Annotated in this window: 29 protein-coding genes and 1 tRNA gene; 9 read left to right on the top strand and 21 right to left on the bottom strand. The window is 53.6% G+C overall.

What is annotated here, in order from left to right:
* Position 1 precedes the first annotated feature (1 nt).
* The 9 genes from uraH to hpxU all read right to left on the bottom strand — a co-directional run bounded on the left by uraH (position 2) and on the right by hpxU (position 7270).
* Positions 2–337, bottom strand: a complete 336-nt coding sequence (gene uraH / locus RIN69_RS04905) for a hydroxyisourate hydrolase (RefSeq protein ID WP_313855944.1) — start codon at positions 335–337, stop codon at positions 2–4.
* Positions 334–828 (bottom strand): 2-oxo-4-hydroxy-4-carboxy-5-ureidoimidazoline decarboxylase, encoded by a 495-nt coding sequence (gene uraD / locus RIN69_RS04900; protein ID WP_313855942.1) that lies wholly within the window; start codon positions 826–828, stop codon positions 334–336. The genes uraH and uraD overlap by 4 nt, the downstream gene beginning before the upstream one ends.
* The gene (gene hpxK / locus RIN69_RS04895) at positions 825–2132 is read right to left on the bottom strand and encodes an allantoate amidohydrolase (RefSeq protein WP_313855941.1); all 1308 of its coding nucleotides are present in this window, start codon (positions 2130–2132) and stop codon (positions 825–827) included. Before hpxK ends, uraD begins: the two co-directional genes overlap by 4 nt.
* Positions 2132–3370 (bottom strand): pyridoxal-phosphate-dependent aminotransferase family protein, encoded by a 1239-nt coding sequence (locus RIN69_RS04890; RefSeq protein ID WP_313855940.1) that lies wholly within the window; start codon positions 3368–3370, stop codon positions 2132–2134. The genes hpxK and RIN69_RS04890 overlap by 1 nt, the downstream gene beginning before the upstream one ends.
* A 31-nt stretch (positions 3371–3401) precedes the next feature.
* Positions 3402–4139, bottom strand: a complete 738-nt coding sequence (locus tag RIN69_RS04885; RefSeq protein WP_313855939.1) for an amino acid ABC transporter ATP-binding protein — start codon at positions 4137–4139, stop codon at positions 3402–3404.
* Positions 4120–4779: an amino acid ABC transporter permease gene (locus RIN69_RS04880; protein ID WP_313855937.1), complete on the bottom strand. Its 660-nt coding sequence runs from the start codon at positions 4777–4779 to the stop codon at positions 4120–4122. Before RIN69_RS04880 ends, RIN69_RS04885 begins: the two co-directional genes overlap by 20 nt.
* Positions 4776–5441 (bottom strand): amino acid ABC transporter permease, encoded by a 666-nt coding sequence (locus RIN69_RS04875; RefSeq protein WP_313855936.1) that lies wholly within the window; start codon positions 5439–5441, stop codon positions 4776–4778. The genes RIN69_RS04880 and RIN69_RS04875 overlap by 4 nt, the downstream gene beginning before the upstream one ends.
* 10 nt (positions 5442–5451) lie before the next feature.
* Positions 5452–6237, bottom strand: coding sequence for a transporter substrate-binding domain-containing protein (locus RIN69_RS04870; protein WP_313857602.1), 786 nt, complete (start codon positions 6235–6237; stop codon positions 5452–5454).
* Between the two features lie 193 nt (positions 6238–6430).
* Positions 6431–7270 (bottom strand): MurR/RpiR family transcriptional regulator HpxU, encoded by an 840-nt coding sequence (gene hpxU, locus RIN69_RS04865; RefSeq protein ID WP_313855935.1) that lies wholly within the window; start codon positions 7268–7270, stop codon positions 6431–6433.
* Positions 7271–7410: 140 nt separating this feature from the next.
* Between hpxU and RIN69_RS04860 the strand changes: the two genes are divergently transcribed.
* The 4 genes from RIN69_RS04860 to hpxZ are packed head-to-tail and all read left to right on the top strand — an operon-like array spanning position 7411 to position 10974.
* Positions 7411–8997 (top strand): gamma-glutamyltransferase family protein, encoded by a 1587-nt coding sequence (locus RIN69_RS04860; protein ID WP_313855933.1) that lies wholly within the window; start codon positions 7411–7413, stop codon positions 8995–8997.
* A gap of 9 nt (positions 8998–9006) precedes the next feature.
* On the top strand, positions 9007–9195 hold the full coding sequence (gene hpxX / locus RIN69_RS04855) for an oxalurate catabolism protein HpxX (RefSeq protein WP_313855932.1): 189 nt from the start codon (positions 9007–9009) through the stop codon (positions 9193–9195).
* The gene (locus RIN69_RS04850) at positions 9192–10589 is read left to right on the top strand and encodes an AtzE family amidohydrolase (RefSeq protein ID WP_313855931.1); all 1398 of its coding nucleotides are present in this window, start codon (positions 9192–9194) and stop codon (positions 10587–10589) included. The genes hpxX and RIN69_RS04850 overlap by 4 nt, the downstream gene beginning before the upstream one ends.
* A 1-nt stretch (position 10590) precedes the next feature.
* Complete coding sequence (gene hpxZ, locus RIN69_RS04845) at positions 10591–10974, top strand: oxalurate catabolism protein HpxZ (protein ID WP_313855930.1); 384 nt, start codon at positions 10591–10593, stop codon at positions 10972–10974.
* Between the two features lie 65 nt (positions 10975–11039).
* Here the strand turns inward: hpxZ and puuE are convergent, their stop codons facing one another.
* From puuE to RIN69_RS04830, 3 genes are read right to left on the bottom strand one after another with little or no spacing between them, the layout of a single operon-like run.
* Positions 11040–11993 (bottom strand): allantoinase PuuE, encoded by a 954-nt coding sequence (puuE, locus tag RIN69_RS04840; RefSeq protein WP_313855929.1) that lies wholly within the window; start codon positions 11991–11993, stop codon positions 11040–11042.
* Between the two features lie 35 nt (positions 11994–12028).
* Positions 12029–12766, bottom strand: coding sequence for an allantoin racemase (hpxA, locus tag RIN69_RS04835; protein ID WP_390902529.1), 738 nt, complete (start codon positions 12764–12766; stop codon positions 12029–12031).
* Between the two features lie 2 nt (positions 12767–12768).
* Positions 12769–13485, bottom strand: a complete 717-nt coding sequence (locus RIN69_RS04830) for a GntR family transcriptional regulator (RefSeq protein WP_313855926.1) — start codon at positions 13483–13485, stop codon at positions 12769–12771.
* A 145-nt stretch (positions 13486–13630) separates the two neighbouring features.
* Between RIN69_RS04830 and RIN69_RS04825 the strand changes: the two genes are divergently transcribed.
* Positions 13631–15121, top strand: a complete 1491-nt coding sequence (locus tag RIN69_RS04825) for an NCS1 family nucleobase:cation symporter-1 (RefSeq protein ID WP_313855925.1) — start codon at positions 13631–13633, stop codon at positions 15119–15121.
* 183 nt (positions 15122–15304) lie between these two features.
* Here RIN69_RS04825 and RIN69_RS04820 read toward each other — a convergent pair whose 3' ends face one another.
* Positions 15305–18154 carry an autotransporter outer membrane beta-barrel domain-containing protein gene (locus RIN69_RS04820; protein WP_313855924.1) on the bottom strand — a complete coding sequence of 950 codons (2850 nt, stop codon included), beginning with the start codon at positions 18152–18154 and terminating at the stop codon, positions 15305–15307.
* Between the two features lie 361 nt (positions 18155–18515).
* Between RIN69_RS04820 and RIN69_RS04815 the strand changes: the two genes are divergently transcribed.
* A complete protein-coding gene (locus RIN69_RS04815; RefSeq protein ID WP_313855923.1) occupies positions 18516–18653 on the top strand; it encodes a hypothetical protein in 138 nt (45 codons plus the stop codon).
* A gap of 75 nt (positions 18654–18728) precedes the next feature.
* On the opposite strand, the gene RIN69_RS04810 is transcribed toward RIN69_RS04815, so the two are convergent.
* Together RIN69_RS04810 and dnaQ are read right to left on the bottom strand one after the other, a co-directional pair.
* A tRNA-Asp gene (locus RIN69_RS04810) sits at positions 18729–18805 on the bottom strand.
* A 134-nt stretch (positions 18806–18939) separates the two neighbouring features.
* Complete coding sequence (gene dnaQ, locus RIN69_RS04805) at positions 18940–19671, bottom strand: DNA polymerase III subunit epsilon (protein ID WP_313855922.1); 732 nt, start codon at positions 19669–19671, stop codon at positions 18940–18942.
* Between dnaQ and rnhA the strand changes: the two genes are divergently transcribed.
* A complete protein-coding gene (rnhA, locus tag RIN69_RS04800; RefSeq protein WP_162231030.1) occupies positions 19625–20191 on the top strand; it encodes a ribonuclease HI in 567 nt (188 codons plus the stop codon). The genes dnaQ and rnhA overlap by 47 nt on opposite strands.
* Here the strand turns inward: rnhA and RIN69_RS04795 are convergent.
* A complete protein-coding gene (locus RIN69_RS04795) occupies positions 20176–20913 on the bottom strand; it encodes a methyltransferase domain-containing protein (RefSeq protein WP_313855920.1) in 738 nt (245 codons plus the stop codon). The two genes, rnhA and RIN69_RS04795, sit on opposite strands and share 16 nt — an antisense overlap.
* A 42-nt stretch (positions 20914–20955) precedes the next feature.
* Here RIN69_RS04795 and gloB point away from each other — a divergent pair, with 42 nt between their 5' ends.
* Both gloB and mltD read left to right on the top strand, forming a co-directional pair.
* A complete protein-coding gene (gene gloB, locus RIN69_RS04790) occupies positions 20956–21711 on the top strand; it encodes a hydroxyacylglutathione hydrolase (RefSeq protein ID WP_313855918.1) in 756 nt (251 codons plus the stop codon).
* A gap of 70 nt (positions 21712–21781) precedes the next feature.
* Positions 21782–23161 (top strand): murein transglycosylase D, encoded by a 1380-nt coding sequence (gene mltD, locus RIN69_RS04785; protein ID WP_313855917.1) that lies wholly within the window; start codon positions 21782–21784, stop codon positions 23159–23161.
* Between the two features lie 84 nt (positions 23162–23245).
* Here mltD and RIN69_RS04780 read toward each other — a convergent pair whose 3' ends face one another.
* From RIN69_RS04780 to RIN69_RS04760, 5 genes are all read right to left on the bottom strand, one after another.
* On the bottom strand, positions 23246–24013 hold the full coding sequence (locus tag RIN69_RS04780; RefSeq protein ID WP_313855915.1) for a class I SAM-dependent methyltransferase: 768 nt from the start codon (positions 24011–24013) through the stop codon (positions 23246–23248).
* An 83-nt stretch (positions 24014–24096) separates the two neighbouring features.
* Entirely contained in the window at positions 24097–24900 is an 804-nt protein-coding gene (locus tag RIN69_RS04775; RefSeq protein WP_313855913.1) for an endonuclease/exonuclease/phosphatase family protein, read from the bottom strand.
* A 163-nt stretch (positions 24901–25063) separates the two neighbouring features.
* Positions 25064–25975, bottom strand: a complete 912-nt coding sequence (locus RIN69_RS04770; RefSeq protein ID WP_313855912.1) for a tagatose-bisphosphate aldolase — start codon at positions 25973–25975, stop codon at positions 25064–25066.
* Between the two features lie 42 nt (positions 25976–26017).
* A complete protein-coding gene (locus RIN69_RS04765; RefSeq protein ID WP_313855911.1) occupies positions 26018–26551 on the bottom strand; it encodes an AAA family ATPase in 534 nt (177 codons plus the stop codon).
* The gene (locus RIN69_RS04760) at positions 26548–26985 is read right to left on the bottom strand and encodes a PTS sugar transporter subunit IIA (protein ID WP_313855910.1); all 438 of its coding nucleotides are present in this window, start codon (positions 26983–26985) and stop codon (positions 26548–26550) included. Before RIN69_RS04760 ends, RIN69_RS04765 begins: the two co-directional genes overlap by 4 nt.
* Positions 26986–26990: the final 5 nt, after the last annotated feature.

The raw sequence follows: 26990 nt of genomic DNA, 5'->3' as shown, positions 1-26990 counted from the left end.
TTCAGGAGCCGCGATAAGTGGACCACGACCACGGTGAAATCAGAAACGGCAGATGGTAGTGGCTGCCGCTTGCCGGGATAACGAAATCAATTTGCGCGCTGATATACAACGCATCACGCCCACTGGCGGTGAAGTAGTCACCGATTGCCGCCGTCAGCCGATAATGCCCCGCGGCCAGTGGCTCAGGCGTTAACGCTTTAATGCGTCCATCGCTGTCGGTCTGTCCCTGCGCCAGAGACTGCCAGCCGTCTGCGCACTGTTGCTCCAGCAAAATGGCCACGCCGCTGGCCGGTTTGCCGAGCGCAGTATCAAGGACGTGTGTGGTAATCGTGCTCATTGAAAACTCTCCCGAAGACGCAGCTGAGTGATTTCTCGCAGCTGGATTAGCGCTTCCTGCTGCTCCTGCAAGGGTTCATTCGCCAGTCGACGCTGCAGTTCTGCCAGCATCTGCTCGCCAGTACGCCCTTTGGCACGAATCAGAAACACCTGACCAAAGCGCTGTTCATAGGCGGCATTACCGCTGCGCAACGCCTGTTGCAGTTGCAGATCGTGATGATTGACCGATGACTGCTCCTGGCGAGACAGCGCGGCCTCTTTGCCTTCGCCTTTGGCACGCTCGCCAATGCGAGGATGGGCCGAAAGCGCCTCAAGCAGGTCGGCGCTGTTCCAGCGGCTGGCAAGCGCATCGGCATAATCCAGTAACGCATCCAGTGAAGCATAAGGACGAGCGGCCAGCAGTGCGCTGCTCCAGCCGGGAATCGCGACGCAGTGGGCGATTGCGGCGTGGGCATCGGCGGCGTTAAATTGGTTAAATTGGTCGAGTGTCATCTGTTCTCCTGATGCAAATTTCCGGCACTGGCGCGGAGAACATCGCCTTGACAGGCCACATTGTGAACCACTTGCAGATAGGCCTGGACCGCTTTGGCAACATCACTGCTGGTAACCGATTCTGCCGGATGGTGGCTGATACCGCGATCGCAACGCACAAACAGCATGCCGACCGGCCAGCGTTCGGCTATCGCAATCGCATCGTGCCCGGCTCCGCTCGGCAGCGATAAACTGCGGCCCTGCACCTGCGTTACCGCCTGGGTTATTGTCGACTGCAGCCCAGCGTCGCAGCGGGTAGCGCCAATACGGTAATACTCTTCGGCATGAAACTTCAGCCCACGACGCAGCGCAATAGCCTCCGCCTGCGTCAGCAGAGCAGACAGCAGTTCCGCCAGCGGCTGGTCTTCCGGCCCGCGCACATCCAGCGTCAGATCAACCTCACCCGGAATAACATTGACCGCGCCAGGCGAGCACTGCAGGCTACCGACGGTCGCCACCAGCTGCGGATGATGTTCTGGCGTGCTGGTTTCGATATACAGCATCCACTCGGCGGCGGCGGCCAGCGCATCTTTGCGCTGATTCATCGGCACGGTGCCGGCGTGACCCGCTTCGCCAGTAAAGCGGCAGTTTAGCCGGCGCGCACCGTTAATGGCGGTGACCACACCTAATGCCAGATCGGCTTGTTCCAGACATGGCCCCTGCTCAATGTGCAGCTCCAGATAGGCAACAATTGCATTCACGTCACGCGCCGCTTGCGAAATATTCGCAGCATTCAGCCCGACATCAGCCAGCGCTTCAGCCACGGTAATACTGTTGCCGTCCGGATGTGACACCCAGCTTTGCGGCCAGCTGCCGGTGATGCCACGACTGCCGAGCAGGGTAATGCCAAAGCGCGTGCCCTCTTCATCACCAAAACCGACAATCTCAATCGCCAGCGGTAAACGCAGCTGGTGTTGATGCAGATACTGAACGGTTTCGATGGCGGTCAGCACGCCAAGCATGCCGTCGTAACGGCCAGCATTACGCACCGTATCAAGATGCGAGCCCAGCAGCAGCGCGGGTGCGCCAGCTTCCGCCGCTTCGTAACGACCGCAAATATTGCCGACGCTGTCCTGCCAGACCTGCATGCCCGCTGCCTTCATCCATTCACCCACCAGCGCGTTGGCACGCATATGCTCCGGCGACAGGTAGACGCGCGTTAGCTTACCGGTGCTCTCGCTGATTTCGGCCAACGCATCGCAGCGCGCCATTACCCGACTGGCCGCCAGCCCGGCGTCGCTTGCATTCATCAGGCAGTCACTCATCAGCGGCTCCCGTTACTGTAGCTATCCCATGCTGCCTGCATTGCCGCACCCTGGGTGGTGTTAAAGCCGAGGTGATTCAGCACCGCTTCCAGCGCCGCCAGCGTTTGCAATACGCAATCCTTGCGCGCGTTATAACCCATGGTGCCGATGCGCCACACTTTACCCACCAGCGGACCAAACGAAGTGCCGATCTCAATGCCGAAATCTTCCAGCATCAGCTTACGAGCCAGATCGCCATTCACCCCTTGTGGAATGACTACGCCCAGCACGTTATTCATCTTGTGCGACAGATCGCCAAAGGTTTCCAGCCCCATGCCCTGAATACCGGCCAGCATCGCATCACCATGCAATTTATGGCGGGCAATACCGTTATCCAGCCCTTCCTGCAGGATTAATCGTGCACACTCGCGGGCGCCGAACAGCGCGGTGGTGGCTTCGGTATGGTGATTAAGACGTTCCGGCCCCCAGTAATCCATGATCATGCCGAGATCAAAATAGTTGGACCAGATCATCTCATCGTCGCCATTCTGATGGTCGGCGGTGCGGATCCCCTCCTCGACGCATTTACGTTTGCGGATCACCGCCTCCATCTGCGGACTGAGGGTGATCGGCGAGGTGCCCGACGGGCCGCCCAGACATTTCTGCATTCCGGCCGATACCGCATCCAGCCCCCAGGCATCGGTTTCCAGCGGATTACCACCGAATGATGCGGTGGCATCGGTATAAAACAGCACGTCATATTTGCGGCAGATCTCACCGAGATTTTCCAGCGGCTGCAGCATGGTAGTTGAGGTATCACCCTGCACTGTCAGCAGCAGACGCGGGCGCACGCGCTTAATCGCATCTTCAATCTGATCCGGGGTAAACACTTCTCCCCACGGAACTTCGATAGTGTGCACTTCCGCGCGGCAGCGGCGGGCAATTTCACACAGCAGATGGCCAAAACGGCCAAATACCGGCACCAGCACCTTGTCACCTGGCCGGATCGCCGACAGCAGAATCGCTTCGATACCGGCACGCGAAGTCCCATCAATCAGCAGCGTCCATGGGTTCTCGGTGCGGAATACCGCGCGATACAGCGCCATCACTTCATTCATATAGTGAGTCATCGCCGGGTCATACTGGCCAATCAGTTGGCTCGACATCGCACGCAGCACGCGGGGATCGGCATTGATCGGGCCTGGCCCCATCAGCAGTCGCTGTGGCGGATTGATTTGTGGGTAGTGAGTGATGTCCATATTAGGTTCCTTATTGAATGTTCCTGATGCGTTAGCTCAGACCGCGCACCGAGGAGATAAACTGTTTTAATTCGGCTGTCTGTGGATCAGCGAAAACCTTACGGCTGTCGCCCTGCTCCCATACCCGCCCTTGGTGCATAAACACCACGCGATCACCGACTTCGCGGGCAAAATTCATTTCGTGCGTGACCAGAATCAGCGTCATGCCCTCTTTCGCCAGCTGCTCCAGCACCTTAAGCACTTCACCGACCAGTTCAGGATCCAGCGCGGAGGTAATTTCATCACACAGCAGTACCTTCGGCGTCATCGCCAGCGCCCGGGCAATCGCCACTCGCTGCTGCTGACCACCGGATAAATTGGCCGGGTAGTAATCGATACGGTCGCCAAGACCGACCTTTTCCAGCATCTGCACCGCCAGCTGGCGACACTCGTCCGGGCGCTTTTTCAGTACCCAACGCGGTGCCAGCATCACGTTTTCCAGTGCGGTCATATGCGGAAACAGGTTAAAACTCTGGAATACCATGCCGACTGATCGGCTGATTTCGCGCGCCTGCGAATCCCGGTCGCTAATGGTGATACCACCCAGCTTGATGCTGCCTTCCTGATAACCTTCCAGCCCGTTGATGCAGCGCAGCAGCGTGCTTTTACCTGAACCACTACGGCCAATAATCGAGATCACCTCACCCATTTCGATATCCAGATCCACGCCTTTTAACACGTGGTTCTGCCCGTAATATTTCTGCACCTGATTAATGGTGATGAGCGGCATTAAATTTCTTCTCCAGATACTGGCTGTAGCGAGACAGCGGATAACACATCAGGAAGTAGCCCAGCGCCACCAACCCGAAGACTTTAAATGGCTGATACGTCACGTTGTTCAGGATGGTTCCGGCTTTGGTCAGCTCGATAAAACCGATAATCGACGCCAGCGCGGTGCCTTTAATCACCTGCACCGCAAAGCCGACGGTCGGCGCAATGCCAATTCGCACCGCCTGCGGCGCAATCACCCGAAACAATGTCTGACCGAAACTCAGCCCGAGACAGCGCGAGGCTTCCCACTGACCTTTTGGTAGCGCCTTAATGCTGCCGTACCAGATATCAAGCAGAAACGCGCTGGTATACAGCGTCAGTGCCAGCGAGGCGGCGGTCCACGGCGACACATCAATGCCAAACAGTGCCACACCAAAAAACGCCAGAAACAGCTGCATCAGCAGCGGCGTGCCCTGAAACAGTTCAACGTAGCCGCGAATAATACGCAGCGGCCAGCGGCGACCGGTTAAACGCACCAGCAGCAGCGGTATGGTCACCAGCGTGCCGCCAATAAAAGCTGTCAGTGACAGCAGGATGGTCCAGCGCGCTGCCAGCAGCAGATTGCGCAGGATGTCCCAGTCGGTAAAAGTGGTCATCATGGCTGCTCTCCAAACCATTTACGCCCTGCGGCCAGCAGTATCTGACGCATGGCAATCGACAGCGCCAGATACATCAGCGTGGCGACCAGGTAGACTTCAAAACTTAAAAAGGTCCGCGACTGAATCAGGTTCGCGGAAAAGGTCAGCTCTTCATAGGAGACCTGCGACACCACTGACGAGCCGAGCATCACGATAATGCACTGGCTGACCAGCGCCGGATAAATGCGTTTTAGCGACGGCGGCAGCACCACGCGAAAAAAAGTCTGCGAGCGGCTGAGGCCCAGAACGCGTCCGGCTTCCCACTGCCCTTTTGGCGTCACCTGAATGCCTGCGCGAATAATCTCGGTACTGTAGGCGCCAAGATTAATCAGCATCGCCAGCAGCGCGGCCTCGCCAGCGGTGAGTTTCACCCCCATATTCGGCAGGCCAAAAACGATAAAAAACAGCTGAACCACAAACGGGGTATTGCGAATCAGCTCTACGTACAGCCCCCAGATACGGCTCAGCCAGCAAGGTTTGCCGCTGCGCAGCGCCGCGCCGAAAATGCCCAGCCCCACGCCGCCGATAGTTGCCAGCACGGTGAGCTGGATGGTCACCCACAGACCGGACAGCAGTTCCGGCCAGTAGGGCCACAGCGCGGCAAAGTCGAGTTGTCCGATCATCTTCCCGTCCTTACGCGCCTAAGTTGGCTGGCAGAGGGGCTTTCAGCCACAGTTCCGACATGCCATTCAACGTCTTATCTGCTTCTGCCTGCTCAATCAGCGCGTTAATTTTCTCTTTCAGCGCCGGCTGGTTTTTACGCAGGCCGATAAAACACGGGGAATCCTTCAACATAAATTTCGCCACCGGCGCTTTATCCGCGTTCTGGCGTGAAATTGCGGCAACCACCAGGTTCCCGGTCGCGACATACTGCACCTGGCCAGAGAGATAAGCGGACAGCGTGGTATTGTTATCTTCGTAACGTTTAACCTGTGCCTGCTTCGGTGCCACTTCGCTTAACACCATATCTTCCACCGCGCCGCGGGTAACGCCGATCGACTTGCCGTTCAGCTCAGCAGCATCTTTCAGCGCGGTATCTTTCGGGCCAAACACCCCGAGGAAGAACGGTGCATAAGCGCGGGTGAAATCGATCACTCTTTCACGCTCAGCATTTTTTCCCATGCTGGAGATCACCAGGTCGACTTTGTCAGTCTGCAAATACGGCACGCGGTTGGCACTGGTAACCGGTACCAGCTGCAACTTAAGTTTCATCTGTTTTGCGAGGTATTTCGCCATATCGATGTCGTAGCCCTGCGGCTGCAAATCAGTACCGACTGAACCAAACGGCGGGAAATCCTGCGGCACTGCTACGCGCAGTACGCCGCGTTTCTGGATGTCCTGCAACTGATCGGCCATTACCTGCGTGACCTGACTTAACATCAGCGCTGCGCCCATTGCCGCCATCAATACTTTTTTCATCATCATACCCCGGTTAGTTAATCATGAAACAAAAGATTCTTGTAAATGCATTCTGCAACTAATGTGCCAACGACGCAGCGACGGCAGGATTTAGCTAACCAGCAGATTTAGATGAAGAGTAAGTAAGAAAATACGCAGAAAAGCTAACGGAAGAATGAACCAAAAAGAGGCAAGGCACCAAAATGGTGCCCTGTTATCGTTGTTCCAGCTCGTCCATATGCTGATAAAGGTCGGCAATCTGATGGATGCGCTGACGTCCCTGCGACAATAATTCGTGCAGCAAGGCATTGGCCAGCAGGTTGACCACGCTCATCGCCGAACCGTAACTGTCGAAGGCGGAAACGCTGTCCAGCGAGGCGCACAGCTGCCAGCGGGACAGCGCAATTACACCCTGCGCCTGCGGTTCACATATCAGCAATACCGGAATGTTATCCTGCTGTAATTGCTGCAGCATCGGCTTGATAATGCGCGGACGGCGGCGAAATGCCACCACCACCACCACATCCTGCGGCGTAATATCCACCAGCTCTTCCGCCAGTGTCTGCCCCGGCTGAGGTAGCAGATACACCTGCGAACGCGCCTGTATCAGCTGCTGACGCAGGTGCAATGCCACCGGATAGGCATTACGCAGGCCGACAATAAATATCCGCTTACCCTGCGCCAGGGCCTGCACAATTTCACCAAACTGTGTCGCATCAATACTGTTGACCCACTGCGTCAGATTGGCCATCTCCTGCTTATAGTGGCGGGCTAACAGCGTATTGCCCTGCACCGCATCACGATTATCGGTTAACGGCATGCCGCTCTGACGTAAAGTGCGCAGTTCATCGCGCATATCTTTATATTTTTCATAGCCTAACCGCTTAAACAACCGGCTGACGGTGGCTTTCGATACCCCGCTGAGACGCGCCAGTTCCGCACTGTTATAGCTGATAAGATCGTCAAAATGATCAAAGACAAAGTCCGCAATGCGCTGCTCCTGCGGCGACAACTGCGGGTAATGGCTTTTCAGGCGTTCATCAAGCTGTTTCATGGCGATCTCTTGTAACTTTCGTTTCACTGAACATAGCATACTCCAAATCAGCCTCAGCGCCGCTGACGAAAAATTTGGAAAACTGGAACATCTCTTGCTTCACTGTAGCTCTCTGTTATCCGAAAAAAAAAGAGCCACAGATGATTCAAAGTAATATGGCCCCGCTGGGTATGGCGGTGGCACCTCACCATCTGGCGAGTGAAAGTGCACTGGCGGTGCTGCGCGAAGGCGGCAATGCCATTGAAGCAATGGTTGCCGCTGCCGCGACTATCGCCGTCGTTTACCCGCATATGAATGGCCTCGGCGGTGACGGCTTCTGGCTGATTATGCCACCCAAAGGCGAGCCGATAGCCATTGATGCCAGTGGCGCGGCCGGATCGCTGGCACACTTCGATTACTACAGCGATGAAAAAGTCATTCCGCATCGCGGTCCTAAAGCGGCGCTGACGGTGGCCGGTACCGTTAGCGGCTGGGCGGAAGCGCTGAAGCTGTCGAAAGAGCTGGGCGGTGCGCAACAGCCGGTTGCCCGACTGCTGGCCGATGCGATTCGCTATGCCGCCGACGGTATTCCGGTTACCCAGTCGCAGGCCTCGGCCACGCAGAGCAAATTGAGCGAACTGGTCAATCAACCGGGTTTTGCCCGCACCTTTTTGCCTGACGGTGAAGCACCACGCGCCGGCAGTCGTTTTACTCAGCCGGATCTGGCGAATACGCTTAGTGCGCTGACCCTCGACGGGCTGGACAGCTTCTACCGTGGCCCACTGGCCACTAAGCTGGCGCTGGAGATGTCGCGGCTCGGCATGCCGATCACGCTGGAAGATCTGCACAACCATCAGGCGAAGCGCCGTACGCCGCTGCGCGTTTCACATCAGCAGGGCGAAATCTACAATATGACGCCGCCGACTCAGGGACTGGTATCGCTGGCAATCCTTGGCATCACCGATCGGCTGAATATGGCCGAAGCCGATGATGCGCAAACCGTACATCGCATTGTTGAAGCCACCAAACTGGCATTCAGCCTGCGCGATCAATACATCACCGATCCGCGCCATATCACTGAAGAGATGCAGTCGCTGCTGGATGCCGATCGCCTCGCCACCATGGCGGCGCAAGTTGACGACGCCAAAGCCGCGCCGTGGGGAACCGGGCGCGGGCCTGGCGATACGGTGTGGATGGGGGTAATGGACAGCAGCGGGCTGGCGGTGTCATTTATTCAGAGTATCTATCACGAATTTGGCAGCGGTGTGGTGTTGCCGGATACCGGTATTACCTGGCAGAACCGTGGTGCGGCCTTTAGCCTGCAACCCGATCATCTGCTGGCACTGGCACCGGGAAAACAGCCTTTCCATACCCTTAATCCGGCGGCAGCCCGGCTGCATGATGGTCGCACGCTGGTGTATGGCTCAATGGGCGGCGACGGTCAGCCGCAAACTCAGGCGGCAATTTTTAATCGTCACGTGGTGCAGGGCTTACCGCTCCAGCAGGCGATCAGCGCACCGCGCTGGCTGCTGGGCCGCACCTGGGGGCAGGCATCCGACTCGTTGAAACTGGAGGGCCGCTTTTCCGCTGAAACCGTCGCTACCCTGCGCGCACTGGGCCATGAAGTGGAAATTCTGCCGGATTTCAGTGAAGCCGTCGGCCATGCGGGCGCCATTGTGCGGCATAACAACGGCATGCTGGAGGGGGCATTCGACCCACGCAGCAACGGCAGCGCTGCCGGTTTTTAACAGGAGAAGATGATGACGAGTACCTCTGACTGGGCCGCTTATCTGGCGCAAATGGAACAGCTGCTGGCGCTGGAACTGGACGATGCACGCCGTGCCGAGCTGCAAAGCCAATTCAGTCGTATTGCCGCGATGTCGGCACCGCTGATGGCTTATCCCCTCGACGATCGACTGGAAGTGGCGGGAGTTTATCAGGCATGAATCTGGCAGAACTGAGCATTGCTCAACTCCAAAACGCGCTGACGAGCGGCGATCTCAGCGCGCGTGAAATTGCTCAACATACGCTGAGCGCAATTGAACAGCACAATCCGGCACTTAACGCCTGGACGGAAATCACCGCCGACCGCATGTGGCAGGAAGCCGATGTTATCGACAGGCAGCGCCGTAACGGTCAGCCGTTACCGCCACTGGCGGCGGTGCCGTATGCGGTTAAAAATCTGTTTGATGTCGCGGGTTACAGCACGCTGGCCGGAGCCAGCCTGTTCCGCGATCGCCCTGCGGCGCGAGAGGATGCCTGGGCAGTGAACAAACTGGCACAATCTGGCGCAATGCTTTCTGGCATGCTGAATATGGATGCCTACGCTTACGGTTTTACCACCGAAAATAGCCACTACGGTGCGACGCGCAATCCGCGTGATCTCACCCGGATCGCCGGAGGCTCGTCGGGTGGTTCAGCCGCAGCAGTGGCTGCCGGACTGGTGCATTTCTCGCTCGGCACGGATACTAATGGTTCAATCAGAGTCCCTGCCTCACTGTGTGGCGTTCTGGGATTGAAACCGACCTTTGGCCGCCTGTCGCGCAGCGGCAGCCATCCGTTTGTAGCCAGCCTCGATCATATTGGCCCGTTTGCCCGCAGCACGGCAGACCTGGCATTGATCTATGACGCCTTACAGGGTCACGATTCCGCTGATGCTTTCCAGGCCAATCAGCCGCCGCAACCGACACTGGCCGCACTGAACAAAGGGCAGGACGGATTGCGCTGCGGCGTGCTCGGCGGCTATTTCCAGCAGTGGTGTAATGACGATGCCCGCAGCGCAGTGGCGACGGCAGCACGCGCACTGAACGCCAGTGATGAGGTGACATTCGCCGATGCCGAAATCGCCCGCTCTTCCGCGTTTCTGATTAGCGCGTCGGAAGGCGGTAATCATTATCTACCGGCACTGCGTGCCACCCCGGAACGCTTTGAGCCACTATCACGCGAACGCCTGCTGGCTGGCGCCATGATCCCGGCCGCCTGGTATATTCAGGCCCAACGTTTCCGCCGTCATTTCCAGCAGCAGGTTCTGCCGCTGTTTGCACAATTTGATGTGCTGATTGCCCCCGCTACGCCCTGCAGCGCCACCACTATTGGCCAGGAGACGATGCATATCAACGGGACAGATCTGCCAACGCGTGCCAGCATGGGCATGCTGACGCAGCCGATCTCCTTCCTCGGCTTGCCGGTCACTACCGTACCGCTGCAAACCGCCGGGGGATTACCGATTGGTCTGCAGCTGATTGCCGCACCGTTTAAAGAAGAGATGGCTCTGCGCGCCGCACGTGCGCTGGAACAGCAGGGTCTGGTTATCGCAAAAGCCGCTACAGTGAGCAGATAAAATGAAGAGTGAAGAGATTAACCGTCCGGCGGTTGTCGCCGAAGTCACCGCGGCATTTTACCGTTATGAACAGGCGCTGGTTGGCAATGATACGGCGGTGCTGGATGAACTGTTCTGGCACGACGACCGCACCGTGCGGTTGGGTGCCGGTGAGAATTTATACGGGATTGAGCAGATCCGCGCTTTTCGCGCCGCGCGTCCCTCCGCCGGTCTTGATCGTCAGTTACGCAATACGGTCATCACCACCTTTGGTGAAGATTACGCGGTGTGCAGTACCGAATTTACCCGCGTGGGTAGCGACAAGATTGGTCGCCAGCAGCAGAGTTGGGTGAAGTTACCCGCTGGCTGGCGGATTGTGGCGGCACAGGTGAGTTTAATGACCTAACGAAGCTATCCTGGTCTTCACCGTAACGGGCGACAAAAGGGTTAAGCCGCCCGTATAAGTTTCCGCTACGCCAGCGGATGCGTTTTAATCCAGTGCTCAGCAATCTGCTGGCGGGTACAGATCCACACCTTCTCATGCTGCTGGATGTAATCGAGAAAGCGCTGTAACGCTCTGAATCGCCCAGGACGCCCCAACAGGCGGCAGTGCATACCGATAGACATCATTTTCGGTGCGCTCTCGCCCTCTTCATACAGCACGTCAAAGCTGTCTTTCAGATAGGTATAAAACTGCTCGGTGTTATTAAAGCCCTGCGGCGTCGCAAAGCGCATATCGTTCGTTTCCAGCGTGTAGGGAATGATCAGATGGGGTTTCACTGAACCATCCTGACAGGTCACCTGCGTCCAGAACGGCAGATCGTCGCCATAATAGTCGCTGTCATAAGTAAAACCGCCCTGCTCAACCACCAGCCGCCGGGTGTTAGGACTGTCACGGCCGGTATACCAGCCAGTCGGCGCTTTACCGAACAAATCGGTTAACACATCAATCGCCTGCTGCATATGCTGGCGCTCGCTTTTGGCATCCATTGCCTGATAGTGGATCCAGCGCCAGCCGTGGCTGACCACATCGTAATCAGCCTGTTTGATGGCCTCGACGATTTCCGGGTGACGCGCCAGCGCCATCGCCACGCCAAAAACACTCAGCGGCAAACCACGTTTCTGGAACTCATTATGAATACGCCAGAAACCGGCGCGCGAGCCGTATTCATACAGCGAATCCATTGACATATGCCGTTCGGGATAGCTGGCCGCGCCAATAATATCTGATAAAAACTGCTCCGATCCGGCATCACCGTGCAGCACATTATTTTCCGCGCCCTCTTCATAATTGAGGACAAACTGCACCGCAATACGCGCCTCGCCCGGCCATGCCGCGTGCGGTGGCTTACCGGCATATCCACGCAGGTCGCGCGGATAGTTTATATTGAAGCTATATTCTTTCTTTTCTACCGCATCATTCATTATCAGATTTCCTGTCGTCGAGCCGAATCATCCACTCAGTTAAGATGCTGAAAAGCACCGGTTGCGGCTTTTTTCCTCGGGTAGTCGAGGTCGCCATATTTGCTGGTTGATAACCCCAGCGCCACCAGCGATTCAACCATTTTTACCGCTGCGCCGACGCCATCGATAACCGGCAGTCCCAGCTCGTGCGTCAGCTCCTGCGCCAGCGTGGCCATACCGCCGCATCCCAGCACGATGGCACCACTGCCGTCTTCGCGTTTTGCCTGTATACAACGCGCGCGAACTTTCTCTTGTGCAATTCCGCTGCCATCTTCCAGCGCCAGCACCGGTAAATCGATCGCATGCAGCGCTGCGCAGTGATGTTCAAAGCCATACTGGCGCAATAAATGACGGGCAATCACCAGCGTGCGCGGTAAGGTGGTGACGATCGAGAAGCGTGTGGCGACCAGCGTTGCCATATGCATTGCGGCTTCCGCAATACCCACCACCGGCCCGCAGGCCAGTTCACGTGCAGCCAACAGCCCCGGATCGCCGAAGCAGGCAATCACATGGCCACTGACGCCCTGTTCACGCCCCAGTTTGATCTGTTCCAGCACGCCAACCGTGGCAATCGCTTCATCGAAATGGCCCTCAATCGAAGGCAGCCCGTGCGAAGGAGACACCGCAACAATTTCAGTATTGGCTGCCGCTACCGCACGCGCCGCCACGGCAATGGTTTCCGTCATTGCCAGGCTGGTATTGGGGTTAATCACCTGAATAATCTGTTTTTGCATCATTAACGCGCCCCCTGCGCAGTAAAAAGGCGGACGAAGTCCGGTAAAGTTTCACCACTGCGTTCAAAGTGCAGGCTTGCCACAATATGGGCGAAATGTTGCTGTAAAGCCTCGGTTAGCGGCTGAAGCGCTCTTTTACGCAGCAGATCAACCAGTTTCTGATGATCGTTACAGCGGCAGCCTTGCTGCCAGGGTGCACCGTATGCGGCGACCACTAAAGACGAACGCTGGGTCAGTCGCGTCACCATTTCGGCCAGCACCTGATTGCCGGAAATGGCCTGCAACTGAATATGAAAAGCCGCCGAAAGGCGAATAGCCGCCGGGCCATCATGATCCTCATGTGCCTGCTGCTCCTGGTGTATCAGCTTTTCCAGTGCCGCCAGGTGAGGTGGCTGACAATGCTCCAGCACGAAGGGCAAATTGGCACACTCAATAATTGAGCGACTGCGAAAGATATCCTGCGCCTCTTCGACCGTCGGCGTCGCCACCTGTGCACCACGTTTGGGCGTCAGGGTGATCATTTGCACCGCCGCGAGGCGTTGCAGCACTTTGCGAATCCCGGTGCGACTGACGCCAAACACCTCCGACAGCGCCTCTTCCGGTAATTTGCTGCCTGGCGGCAGCTGATGCTCAACAATCGCCGTCATCAATGCCTGATAGATCGGCTCATCTTTATCATTCAGGTCTGAAGCGGTTTTCAGGCCGTTTTCACTCTTCATTACCGACTCCGGTTAATGTCATTGAATACAGGAATCGTATACATGAAATCCAATTGTTGTATACAACAAATCAATTTCTGGCCTGATTCCTGCAATGCCTCATTAACGCAGTTTGTTATTGAATGAATTGAGAGGAGCAGGTTTCATGCCAAATAGTCAACGTGTTAACCCGGCGTCGGCAACCGAAGCCCACGCCAGCTACAGTCCACGGCTGTGTAACGAGGATCTGGCCCCGACGCGCAATCAGAGCTGGAGCTGGTACAACATCTTTTCCTTCTGGATGTCGGATGTACACAGTATGGGAGGCTATGTGGTCGCCGCCAGCTTCTTCACTCTTGGGCTGGCCAGCTGGCAGGTACTGCTTTGTCTGCTGGTCGGCATTTGTATCGTCCAGCTTTGTGCCAATCTGGTGGCGAAACCGAGTCAGATGGCTGGCGTACCCTATGCGGTAATTTGTCGGCAGGCATTTGGCGTATTTGGTGCCAATATTCCGGCGGTGATTCGCGGCCTGATCGCGTTTGCCTGGTACGGCATTCAGACCTGGCTGGCGGCCAATGCGCTGATGCTGGTGCTGCTGAAGTTCTGGCCAGCGCTGACGCCAATGACCCAAAGCGCCTGGCTCGGGTTGTCGCAACTTGGCTGGATCTGCTTTGGCATTATGTGGCTGCTACAGGCGATGGTGTTCTGGCATGGAATGAACGCGATTAAACGCTTTATCGATGTCGCCGGCCCGGCGGTGTATGTGGTGATGGTGGCACTGGCGGGCTGGATTGTGTACCAGACTGGCTTCGACGGTATCTCCTTTACGCTGGCGAGCAAGCAACTGAGCATCGGTGAACAGAGTTGGCAAATGCTGACCGCTACGGCACTGGTGGTCTCTTATTTCTCCGGCCCGCTGCTTAACTTTGGTGACTTCGCGCGCTACGGCAAAAGCATGGGTGAAATTCGCCGCGGTAACCGCTGGGGGTTACCGTTTAACTTCCTGCTGTTTTCGCTGGTGACGGTCGTGATTGTCTCGGGAACTCAGTCACTGTTTGGCAAAATGATCACCGATCCTATCGAAACCGTCAGTATGGTGGGTAACGATCTGGCAGTGGCAATTGGCCTGCTGACAATGATCACTGCCACCATCGGCATTAACATCGTGGCGAATTTCGTCTCTCCGGCTTTTGATTTCTCAAACTGTTCGCCGCAGAAAATCAGCTTCCGTACCGGCGGCATGATTGCAGCGGTCGGTTCGGTACTGTTGACTCCGTGGAACCTGTTCCAGTCACCTGAGCTGATTCACTACACGCTGGACGTGCTGGGGGCGTTTATCGGGCCGCTGTTTGGAATTTTGCTGGTAGATTTCTATCTGATTAAGCGCGGAACCATTTCGACAGATGACCTGTTTGATGCGACGCCAAAAGGCAAATATTGGTATCGCGGAGGCTTTAACCCGAAAGCGATTGCGGCGCTGCTGCCGGCGGTGGCTATTGGCCTGGCGATCAGCTTTACGCCATCGCTGCATGCGATCGCCAACTTTAGCTGGTTTATTGGCGTGCTGTTAAGCGGGATTTGCTATCGCTGGATTGCACGTGATGAACGTGCGCCGGTATCGGGCTTAGGCGCTAAGATGATATTGCAGAAGGACTAAAACGACGAAGGCCTGATTCATTTCTGAATCAGGCCTTCTGAATGTTGGCGGAACGAACTTCTGTGTGAAACAGGGGGCGCATAACGAAGATAAACGCCACTGCCCCCGTTAACAAAAGACGTCCGCAGAAGTCTTGGGTAAGCGACCGTTTTGCTTATGCATAAATGGCCGCTTTACGGTGTATCAGAAGCTATATTTGACTCCCAGCATGGCGGCATTATCGCTATAGCCTTTGTCGCCAATGCGGGTTCCAACATTACCCCAGATATTCAGATTGTTGGTGACGGTTCCCTCAACGCCCACGCGGACTTCTCCCATATTACGCGCACCAGCCTGATTAACCGTGCGATCATCCATCCGGGCAGCAAAGGTTTCCGTATTATGTATCCAGTTCGCCTCAATAAAAGGCTGGAACAAACGATCGCGCTGCGCATCCTGGCTGGCGCGGCCGCTCAGGTAAGTTTTTACCCCTAACCGGGTCTGCACATTACCATCGCCTTCGCTTTTTACCTGCGTGCCATTCATTTCAGTATGATTTTTGGCTTTTACACCCATCCACATAATCTGTGCCTGAGGCTGAACATACCAGCTTCGTTCAGTACCAGTGGACGGTGTAAAGTCACGAATTTTTAACGTATAGCCGGTTTCAACGGAGGCCGTGATACCTCTGGAATGATAGTATTCCGAGGACAATCCATCGCCTTTAACCGAGTTGTCGAACCAGTTATATTGGAGCCATGTATCAACGTACATGCCGGTTTTAGTTTGCGCATCGGCATACCAGGTACTGTACAGCCCTGCGCTATAACCATTAACGCTGCCTTTGGAGCCATAGCCGGTCAGCGAAGAGTGCGTTCTGCTTTTGCTGTTCGCGTAGCCCACCATAGCGCCAAGGCTCAGACTGTCTGAACCGTTGAGCGTCCATTTTCCAAGATCGCCCCCTAACTGCAGAACATAACGGTTACTTTGCGTTTTCAGCTGACCCGAACCGCTGCGCCAGCGATTATGCCCCCCTTCATTACGCATCCACAACGAGGTGGTTTTTTGTTCGCCGGTAAGCAGATCGCGATAATGCGTTTCGCCACTGCGATCTTCAAGCCGCGTGTTGAACAAAGTATTTGCGGCCGCAATATTCGCAATGTAGCTGCCGGCCTCCGGACGCTCCCGGCTCACTGACGGCGCAGGATCTACCGGCGGGGTGGACGGTTCGCTCGGTTTTTCCGGTTCCACCGGCGTAGTCGGGTCAGCAGGATCCGTCGGGTTGCTTGGTTCAACAGGATCTGTCGGTGCCGGGGTGCTCGGATCAACAGGGTCTGTCGGGGCAACCGGCGTGTTGTCTTTGCTGGTCAAATACCAGTTACCGCTGTTATTAGCCGCTTTTACCAGAGAGTAATCATAAGCCCCAGCGACAATCCTTCCCCCCTGAGTAAATTGCGCGTCAGAGATGCCGTCGACGGTAATAACATTAAGTCCCTCAATGGTTTGCGCGCCATGACCGCCAATATTGTTAATATAAACGGCGCTTTCACCCGCGGCGTTTCCGGCTATGTGAAGCTTGTCAGTTGTCGAGCTATCGTCGTTGAGCACGCTATTCATCATAATCTGTGAACCGCTGTAGCCCGTATAATTGCCATTGATGGTCAGCGTATTGCCAACGCTGCGCTCGGATGAGGCTAATGAGAGTAACCCGTAATTAGCGATATCGCCGTTAAGCGTGCTATGTACCGGGTCATCATTTTGGCTAACGAGCTGTATACGACCACGGTTAGTAATATCGCCAGTGATATCAGAGCCGTTATAAAAACTGACACGACCAGATTCTTCGTTGATAAATTCACTATTCTGAATATCGATACTGCTGTTTTCACTAATCAGCATCTCCGCGCTGTTAGTCACATCCATACTGGCTTTATTGGTGCCGTTCAGAGTAATGGTGCCGGTGTTTTCTACGGCCCCACCGGTTATAACTACGTTGCTGAGCGTAAGTGCACCGGCATTTTCCATCCTGGTGTCCGTCATATTTACGGTAGCATCAGACAATAAGAAATCACCGTCGTTATTGACAGTTGAATTATCAAGATTAATGTCGCCAGCGAGGTCGAAAGTGCCACTATTTTTGATTGTTGAACCGGTCAGATTCAGAATGCTGGTACCGTAGATGTTGCCCTGATTATTCACATCAGAGCCACTTAAATCTATATCCCCGGAAAGATTGAATTGGCCATCATTATTGAGCGTGATGTTCTGCGCGGTTGTCCCGACAGTATCGGCGCAAACGCTGCTATTGCAGTCACCGATAGTAAATGTCGCGTCCGCCCCATTGTTAATTACTGAGTCGGAGATATTATTGCCGAGCGCCGTCAGGGATGCACCGTTAAGGTTGTCGATCGTTACGCCGACGGCATTGTTGTGATAGATATCCATACGCGAGCTGTCGTTGATCAAACCAGCGCCGTTTACCGCATTACCGTCAATAACCATCGTGCTCTGATTTTTGTTGGTTATAGTCGCATCATTCGCATAGTTATTTTTCAATAAAATAAAGGCGTTATCATTGTCAATGATGGCCCCGGAAGCGCTGTTACTGTCGACCAAAAGCGTCGCCCCGTCAGTGGCCGCCAGAGAGATATAGTTCGCGTTATTTTTATAAAAAACGATGGTGGTATTACTGCCGCCGGCAGAAATCGCAGAGCGGTCCTCAGGCGTAGAGATTAAGTTATTTCCCTCGAAGTTGTAGGCCTGAGGCGAAGTAATGCCTTCAGCATTAAAATTATCTCTGTAACTGGATGCCTCCTCGCCAATGGTGCTGTAAACAGGAATCGGGTTTTGCACCGTGCTATTTGGACCAATTAACGAACCGTTTTCATAATCGATATAGGGATTGGTATCATTAAATTTGTCAGGATAATTAAAACCCGTATTATCCGCGTCAGGCGTTTCATTTCCGTATCCATCCAGATCGGCAGCGACTGTGGTAGAAACATAAAAACTGGAAATGATAAATAGCGTTAATATATTTTTCCTAAACTTCATACATAATTCCTTTACGCTGATTCTAAGAAATAAAATTGTCAAACAGTAATATTATTGCGATATTTTAACTACTTACGTACGATGCCCAGTGAGCAATTTTCTTCAAACTTAGCAGCGCAGGTGCACGCCAATATGCAGTGGCTTTGTCGATATTATTAAGCTGTGAAATTTTCCAGCACTAGTTATTATTCAGGTGTTTCTTCATAAAATGTAATGCGGCTTTGCTGTTACGACATGGTGGGAGATAAAATTAATGGTGCAGTGCCAGTAAAAATATACCCACTGGCCGGGTAATCTAGCACAATACCCACACAAACACCATGGCAAAGTTCTTTCAGAGGGACATAGCTTACGGTCAGCGGTGGATGGTGGCCTCGCGATCAGCTTTACGCCATCGCTGCATGCGATCGCCAACTTTAGCGGGTTTATTGGCGTGCTGTTAAGCGGGATTTGCTATCGCTGGATTGTGCGTGATGAACGTGCGCCGGTATCGGGCTGAGGCGCTAAGATGATATTGCAGAAGGACTAAAACGACGAAAGCCTGATTCATTTCTGAATCAGGCTTTCTGAATGTTGGCGGAACGGACGGGGCTCGAACCCGCGACCCCCTGCGTGACAGGCAGGTATTCTAACCAACTGAACTACCGCTCCGCGCTTTGTTCCCCGTCGGGAACGAGGCGAATATTAATGGCACCGCAATTTTCCGTCAACGCTTTTTAGCAGATAACTATTCGTTTGATGTTTTTTTCATCGTTGCGCTGCTTTTTTAGCGCATTATGAGACACTTATGCCCGCCACAGGCAGCTGCCGCCCTTCTTCATCACTAAATCCAGCCGCTGTTCATGCGCCATCACTTCTTCATCACTGGCTTGCAACACGCGCAGTGCCGAAAGTGGGCGCGCAATACGCTGAATACTTTCGCTGCCATCGGCTTCCTGGCGCTCGCCTTCCTGCGAAAATGACAGCGAGGTCTGGCCGCCGGTCATTATCAGGAACACGTCAGCAAGGATCTCGGCATCGAGCAGTGCGCCGTGCAGCGTTCGTTTACTGTTATCGATGTCGTAGCGCGAGCAGAGCGCATCCAGGCTGTTACGCTTGCCAGGGAACATCTTGCGCGCCATCAACAGGCTATCGGTCACCTGACAGAAGGTATCGGTTTTCGGGATGTCACGCTTCAGCTTGCTGAATTCGTAATCCATAAAGCCGATATCAAACGACGCATTATGAATCACCAGTTCCGCGCCGCGGATATACTCGAGAAACTCGTCGGCAATTTCACTGAAGGTTGGCTTGTCGGCAAGAAACTCATCGGCAATACCGTGAACGCCAAATGCTTCCGGGTCCACCAGCCGATCTGGCTTTAAATACATATGGAAATTGTTGCCGGTCAGGCGGCGATTGACCACCTCGACAGCACCGATTTCAATAATACGGTGACCTTCATAGTGAACACCGATCATGTTCATACCGGTGGTTTCCGTATCGAGTACGATCTGGCGTGTAATTGCTGTGCTCATAGGGCTCGTTTATGTCAGACTTGGCGTTTTGTCAGAGGGAAGTTTACCAGAGATGCGTAAACAGGTAGAAATTTTCACCGACGGTTCCTGCCTCGGTAATCCAGGTCCCGGCGGTTACGGCGCGATTTTGCGCTATGGGCAGCATGAAAAAACTTTCAGCGCCGGCTATCACCTGACCACCAACAATCGTATGGAAATGATGGCTGCGATTGTCGCGCTGGAGGCATTAACCCAGCCGTGCACCGTTACGCTCAGCACTGACAGTCAGTATGTGCGCCAGGGCATTACCAGCTGGATTCATAACTGGAAAAAGCGTGGCTGGAAAACCGCCGATAAAAAACCGGTTAAAAATGTCGATCTGTGGAAACGGCTCGACAGCGCGTTAAGCCACCATGATATCAAATGGGAATGGGTTAAAGGCCACGCCGGGCATCCGGAAAATGAACGCTGCGACGAGCTGGCCCGTAGCGCAGCCGGTAGCCCGGCATTTGACGATGTCGGTTATCAGCAGGAGTCGTGATCTTTGCTGTCACGAAACTGTCGGGTGGTGGCAGAGACCGCGGGCCGGAGATGCGCTTTGCTGGTCTGCTTTTTCGCTGGCGTCATGGTTAGCGGAAAGGTTCGCTTGCGGGCCACCACAATATTCAGACAGCCAAGAGCCGGTAAGTGTGCGCTGATCATTTTCCCCCCCTGTCGGTTCCACGGCACCACCTGAAATCGGGTGCGGTGTATCACTTCATAGTTCAGCAGACTCAACCAGTCCAGCAGGCGCATCTGACTAAACATGCGCCCGCTCCACGGCGCACGACGATGTAATCCCGGAATAGCTTTACCGATCCCCAACAGGCTGAACGGATTGAAACCGCTGATAATCATCCAGCCATCATCAATTAATATCCGGTCAACTTCGCGTAAAATGCAGTGCGGATCGCTGCTCCATGCCAGCGTATGCGCCAGTAAGCAGGCATCAACCGATTTTGACTCAAACGGCAGGCGCATCGGATCGGCAATCACCTGTAACCGCTCCCCCTGCTTGCCGACATTTACCTGATGTGAAATCGCGCAGGACTGGGTATCAATTTCAGCACTGAGGTTGCCAATTTTTAGCAGATGAAAGCCATACAGCTTAGCGAGGCAAGGCTGCAAATGATGTGAAAGCGCGTCACGAAAATAGTCGCCCCAGGGCATATCCGCCCAGGAGTCTGGCGCATTAAGAATTTGGCGTGTTTTAGCGGGCTTCATGCTTTACCATCTTCATTCCTTTACGGCCTTCGAGAGGTGTCTATGAATCTTACCAGCATTCCCGCACTCCAGGACAATTACATCTGGACGCTAAATGATGAAAGCGGTCACTGCCTGATTGTTGACCCGGGCGAAGCGGCTCCGGTTATCGCAGCGGTACAACAAAATCACTGGCAGCCGGTAGCCATTTTGCTCACTCACCACCACCACGATCACGTTGGCGGCGTAAAAAAACTTCTCGAAATCTGGCCTCAACTGGTGGTGTATGGCCCGCAGGAGACACAAGATAAAGGAGCTGCCAACATTGTTGGTGAGGGAGATCGCTTCACTATTTTGGGACGCGAATTTAGCGTGATTTTTACCCCGGGCCATACTTTAGGACATATCTCATATTTCAGTTCGCCTTACCTTTTCTGTGGCGACACGATGTTTTCTGGCGGTTGCGGACGGCTATTCGAAGGTTCACCAGAGCAAATGTTTAATTCTTTTCAGAAACTTAGCAAATTACCTGACGACACACTGGTTTGCTGCGCACATGAATATACATTATCCAATTTGAAGTTTGCGCAGGCGATTTTGCCAACAGATAGTGAAATTGCACGCTATTGCCAGCAAATTAAGGAGTTACGCGCCGAAAATCGCATTACATTGCCAACAAAACTGGCTCTGGAGCGTAAAATTAATTTATTTTTAAGAACAGAAGACACTGATTTGCAAGAAGTTTTAGGTTTTGATTGTGCTCCACAACCTCAGTGGCAGGTATTTGCGCGTTTACGCGAGTTGAAAGACGGTTTTTGATATTCTGGTTGTGTTGTGCAGACTGACCACGTATGATTGCTCGTCTTTTAAGCAAACTATTGACACACACATGAAGGCTAAAGCGATATTACTCGCCTCAGTCTTGCTGGTGGGTTGCCAGGCGTCAAGGCATGATGCCAACATCCCAGAACAGCATGCACAGAGTCTGTCTTCGGCAGGTCAAGGTGAAAACGGAAAGTACTCAGATCGGATGTTGTCTCCGCGTTGGCAGGATGATGGAACCCGCCTCGCAGAAGACCAGGATCTTTGGAATTTCATTAGTGACGAGCTGAAGATGGAGGTTCCGGAAAATTCCCGGATCCGTGACCAAAAACAGAAGTACCTGAAGAACAAGAGCTATCTCCACGATGTAACATTACGGGCAGAGCCGTATATGTACTGGATTGTCGAGCAGATTAAAAAACGTAATATGCCGATGGAACTGGTACTGCTACCCATAGTGGAGAGCGCTTTTGACCCCCACGCTACGTCATCCGCCAATGCCGCAGGCATCTGGCAGATTGTTCCGGCTACGGGGCGTAATTATGGTTTGAAACAAAACCAGTGGTATGACGGTCGACGTGACATCGTCGCATCTACCAAGGTTGCGCTGGATATGATGGAGCGCCTTAACGACATGTTTGGCGGCGACTGGTTACTGACCGTTGCAGCCTATAACAGTGGTGAAGGCCGCGTTATGAAAGCGGTAAAACAGAATAAAGCGCGCGGGAAACCGACCGACTTCTGGAATTTATCGTTACCACGCGAAACCACGGTCTATGTGCCGAAAATGCTGGCTTTGGGTGAAATCCTGAAGAACAGTAAGCGTTACGGTATCAAACTGCCGACCCCGAACGAAAGCCGTGCATTGGCGCGTGTGGAAGTAGGACAGCAGATTGAACTGACACAGGCTGCCGAGATGGCAGGCATGTCACTGAACAAGCTGAAAAGCTTCAATACGGGTTACAAACGCGGAACAACAGCGCCAAACGGTCCCCATTATATTATGGTGCCAAAGTCGAATGTTGCCACATTGCGTAACTCACTGGCGACAGGTGACATCGCTGCGGTTCAACCCACCCTGGTGGCGGATAACAGCAGCAATGTCGGTGGCTACAAGGTTCGTTCCGGCGACACCTTATCTGGCATCGCGAAGCGACTGGGCGTTTCGGTAAAAGATTTGCAGCGCGCGAACAATTTGCGCGGCGCAAATATTAAACCGGGTCAGACGTTAAGCACAGGCAGTAGCAAAGGCACCGAACTGGCTAATAACAGCAGTATCACTTATCAGGTACGGAAAGGGGATTCCCTTAGCAGCATTGCTAAACGTCACGGCGTTAACGCCAAAGATGTGATGCGCTGGAATACTGTACTCAGTGATGCGAAAAACATTCAGCCCGGCGATAAGCTGACGCTGTTTGTTAAAAACAGCAACACGCCTGATAGCTAAATTGTTCCGTTATACCCAATAAAAAGCCACTCAACCGAGTGGCTTTTTTGTGCCTGACTTCAGGCGCGCACGCTGTAAACATCCCTACGGCTTATAAGCTTCGATAAAAATAATATCAGAACTGAAGCTGCCATCATCTTCTAAAGCATAATAGCGCTTCACTTCGTCGGAGGCGGATTGTTGATAAGCGCGTATGGCGGCAACCAGCGTTTCAGGCGTGCGCATCCGCGCAATCCAACTGGAGAACTCCAGCTGCAAACGATCCTGCAGAATACCAGCGATCGCCAGACCGGCTTCAGTGAACATCGTCAGCCATTCACCCGGAGAGTAGTTGCGTACATGAGAGGTGTCGCGCAGTGCTTCTGTCGTTTGCAGCCAGATATCAAGTACCGCGCTACCAGGCGCACTGACATCCATAAAAATTACCCTGCCACCCGGTTTCAGCACTCGCTTCGTTTCCCGCAGTGCCTGGCCGACATCATGCCAGTGATGCGCAGAGTAACGGCTAATCACAATATCGAACTCGCCGTCGGCAAATGGTAATGATTCGGCATATCCCTGCTGAGTAGTCAGATGTGCTAAACCACGCTCCTGCGCCGCTTGGGTTACCACATCCAGCATTTGTGACGAAAGGTCATAAGCCACCACCTCCTTTACCTGCTCAGCGGCGATAAAGCTGGCATGCCCGGCTCCGCATCCCAGGTCAAGCACCCGCGCCTGTGGGGTGGCTGACAGGCGCTCAGCCAGCCGCTGCAGGTCACGGCCACTGGCATGCACCGCACTGCTCAGGTATGCACTGGCACGTTCGCCAAACTGTTTCTCAACGTTGTTGTGGTGACTTTGCGTTGCCATATCTCTGTTTCCTCTGTTTTTGGTTTGTTCTAAAAACAGGGCAGACGTGACCGGCCTGCCCTGACGGCAGGCCCGAATCATCCTCAGAGAAGCTCAGGCTTGCCGGGATGGAATTCAACGAGTAGCGGATTATGATCGGATGCGCGGGTAACCAGGACGGAAGCCTCTGCGACATTCATTCCACGGTAGAAAACAAAATCGAGTGGCCGGCCAAAGGCTTTGCGCCGGTGATCGTCGGTAAAACGAACTTCTCGCAGCGTCATCTCGCGGGCAAAACGATACAACGCATTCATACGCTGACGGCTCCAGGCGTTAAAATCACCGGCCATAATCACCGGCCCTTTATGATGCAGGATCTGCTCACCAATTGGGCCCAGCTGTTTACTATAGACATCAACACCAAAACTAAAATTAACCGCATGGATATTCACCACCATCAGCATTTCCCCTGTGGGCAATGGATAGGCGGTAACCAGCGCGGACTTTGACAACCGCAGCAACGGTTCGCGCTCACGCAGCGGGCAGCAATAGATTGGATGTGCCGCGGCCAGCGTCATTACGCCAGAGGGATGCTGGGGCAGGACAAAAGCGGGAACCTGATCGGCAGCGAGATAATGGGTGGTGGCAAACTGTACCAGTTCCGGCGTAGTTTGTGCTTCCTGCAACAGCACCAGATGTGCATCTTTACCAAAGTTTTGCAGTACCGATAACCAGTCGGCGCGCTGCTGTTTAAAAATATTCCACACCAGCACGCGCAGCCGGTTATTGGTCGGTAACGGCTCACCGGGCGGGAGTGCCTGACCTACATGCAGCATTGCGCCCGGCGGAAAAATTCGCTCCGCTGGCTGGCCTGCAACGTATCTCATGGCATAGGTTTTCTTCCGCACTTTCTCGCCTGTCCCCGTAATCACTGCTGAGTGTTCTGTCCTGTCTTTCAGTTATAGGGGCTTTAAGACGCAGTTTCAATGAGCACGGCTGATTTCATGGCAACTAAGAGTAAACAAATGCAAAAATAGCCTGACCACGGCAGGTCAGGCTCACATCCACGAATCAGGCGCTAATCCGCTGTTGCCTGTATTTTATCAACAGCTGCTGGATATCCCGTAAGCGGGATACTGCAATCGAAGAGAGCTTCTCACGGGAAACCTCGCGGTCAAGAGAGATACAGTCTTTCCATAGTGAACGACCGGCGATCACCCCTGAAGCACCATTGCTGAGCGAAATATCTACCTGTTTCAGGAACGTGCTGTGATCGACCCCGGCAGACAGCACCGCCCAGGGAATATCACCACAAATTTCCGTCACTCTGGCGCAGGCTTCTTCAGTTCCTGGATAAGGGATTTTCAATACCTTGGCTCCACAGTCGATACAGGCCTGGCAACCATCCTGAATCAGCTGTGGGATCTTGCGCTGGTACTCTTCCTTACTTTCGTTTTCCAGAGGATAGGTCAGGAACTCCACCACCAGGAACAGATCTTCACGGGCAAAATCGGCAATCACATCGCGCAGTGTCTGTAAGTTAGCGCTGTTAGCCGCAGGCGTATCCGTGCGCAAATAGATCATAATCTTGCCGCCGGTGGCTCCCAACTCGCGCACCTTACGCGCATTAATGCCTTCCACCATTTTAGAGATACGATACCCTTGTGGCGAAGTATCCCAGCCGGAAGCATCAAGACCAACCAGCAGCCCGGTATTACGCGGCACTACTCCTTCATCAATAATGCCAGGCACCGCACAAATCGGATCAACCAATACGCAGCCCGCTTCGGCGGCCAGATATTGGGTAATATCGTATTTAGTATGCCCCAGGGTCTCATTACTGATCCCAGCTTGTTCTTCCGGCGTTGCCGCTAACAGCGTGCGCATGCCACCACGTTGATCGCAGGCTACAACCATCATTGAACCTGTAGCATCGCAAATCATTTGATAACCACGACGTTCTGCTGTTGTCATTTTGTTCATTAGTTAACTCCTCATACAGAGATAATTTATGGAAAATCAGAATTAATTAAGACGGTCTTTTATCCATGCAATCAGATTTTCATCGCTACACTCTTTATCCTGATCAAGGGTGTAGACGTCACCGAATGCCATCGGCAGTGCTTCTTTCGCCAGTGAAATTAGTTCAGGAATATATTCTTCACCCGGATGTCCTTTTAAACGGCAACCACAACGATTTTTATAACGTTGCGCAACCCGCTCAGGTGAGATCTTATTCCAGACTTCCAGTACGCGCTGGCAGCCACTGATCGCTAAATAATCTTCTAATATCGTTTTTTCCCGAAAACCAAACCAGGCATCCATCACAAATACCGAATCAGGCGGGGAGCTCTTAACGATATTGAACATCGCTTCATAAGCGGCATAGCCAAGTTTTCGATTTAATTTCCTGTCAATAATCTCGGAAAACTGAACCATAAAAGGCTCTTTAATTTCATCGATACTTAGCACAGGAAAATTAAAGTGAGCAGCCAGTTTATTGGCAACAGAACTTTTACCTGATGCCGGTATACCATTAACTAAAATCAGTATTTTCATAGTAACCCAAGAATTTCATCAATTGTTGTGGCTCGTCTGATTTGCGATAACGTTTCCTCCTGCTCCAGAAGGCCGACTATCGAAGCAATTCCCTCAGTTATATGGGAGTCGCTATTAACACCACCAAACATGACGATAATATCCACAGGATCGCTACCATTAATTGACATCGGTCTGGTGAGCGTCACCATACTGAAACAATCGCTGATTACTCCACACTCGGGTCTGGCATGAGGAATAGCAATACCTTCATCAAAAACATAGTAAGCGCCATATTCGATAGTGTTATTAATTACGGCCTGTGGATAGTCGGGAGTGATAAAGCCACCACTAATTAATGGCTTTGCCGCTTGCTGAATAACATCACCCCATGAGTCGGCGTCCATTCCGACCTGAATTGTCTTGTTCTGTGAAAGGAACGCTTTAATACTCATATCAC

The organism is Winslowiella toletana (assembly GCF_032164335.1).
Lineage (GTDB): Bacteria > Pseudomonadota > Gammaproteobacteria > Enterobacterales > Enterobacteriaceae > Erwinia > Erwinia toletana_A.
The sequence above is the reverse complement of the archived record's forward strand: the minus strand, read 5'-3'. Positions and strand labels throughout refer to the sequence as shown.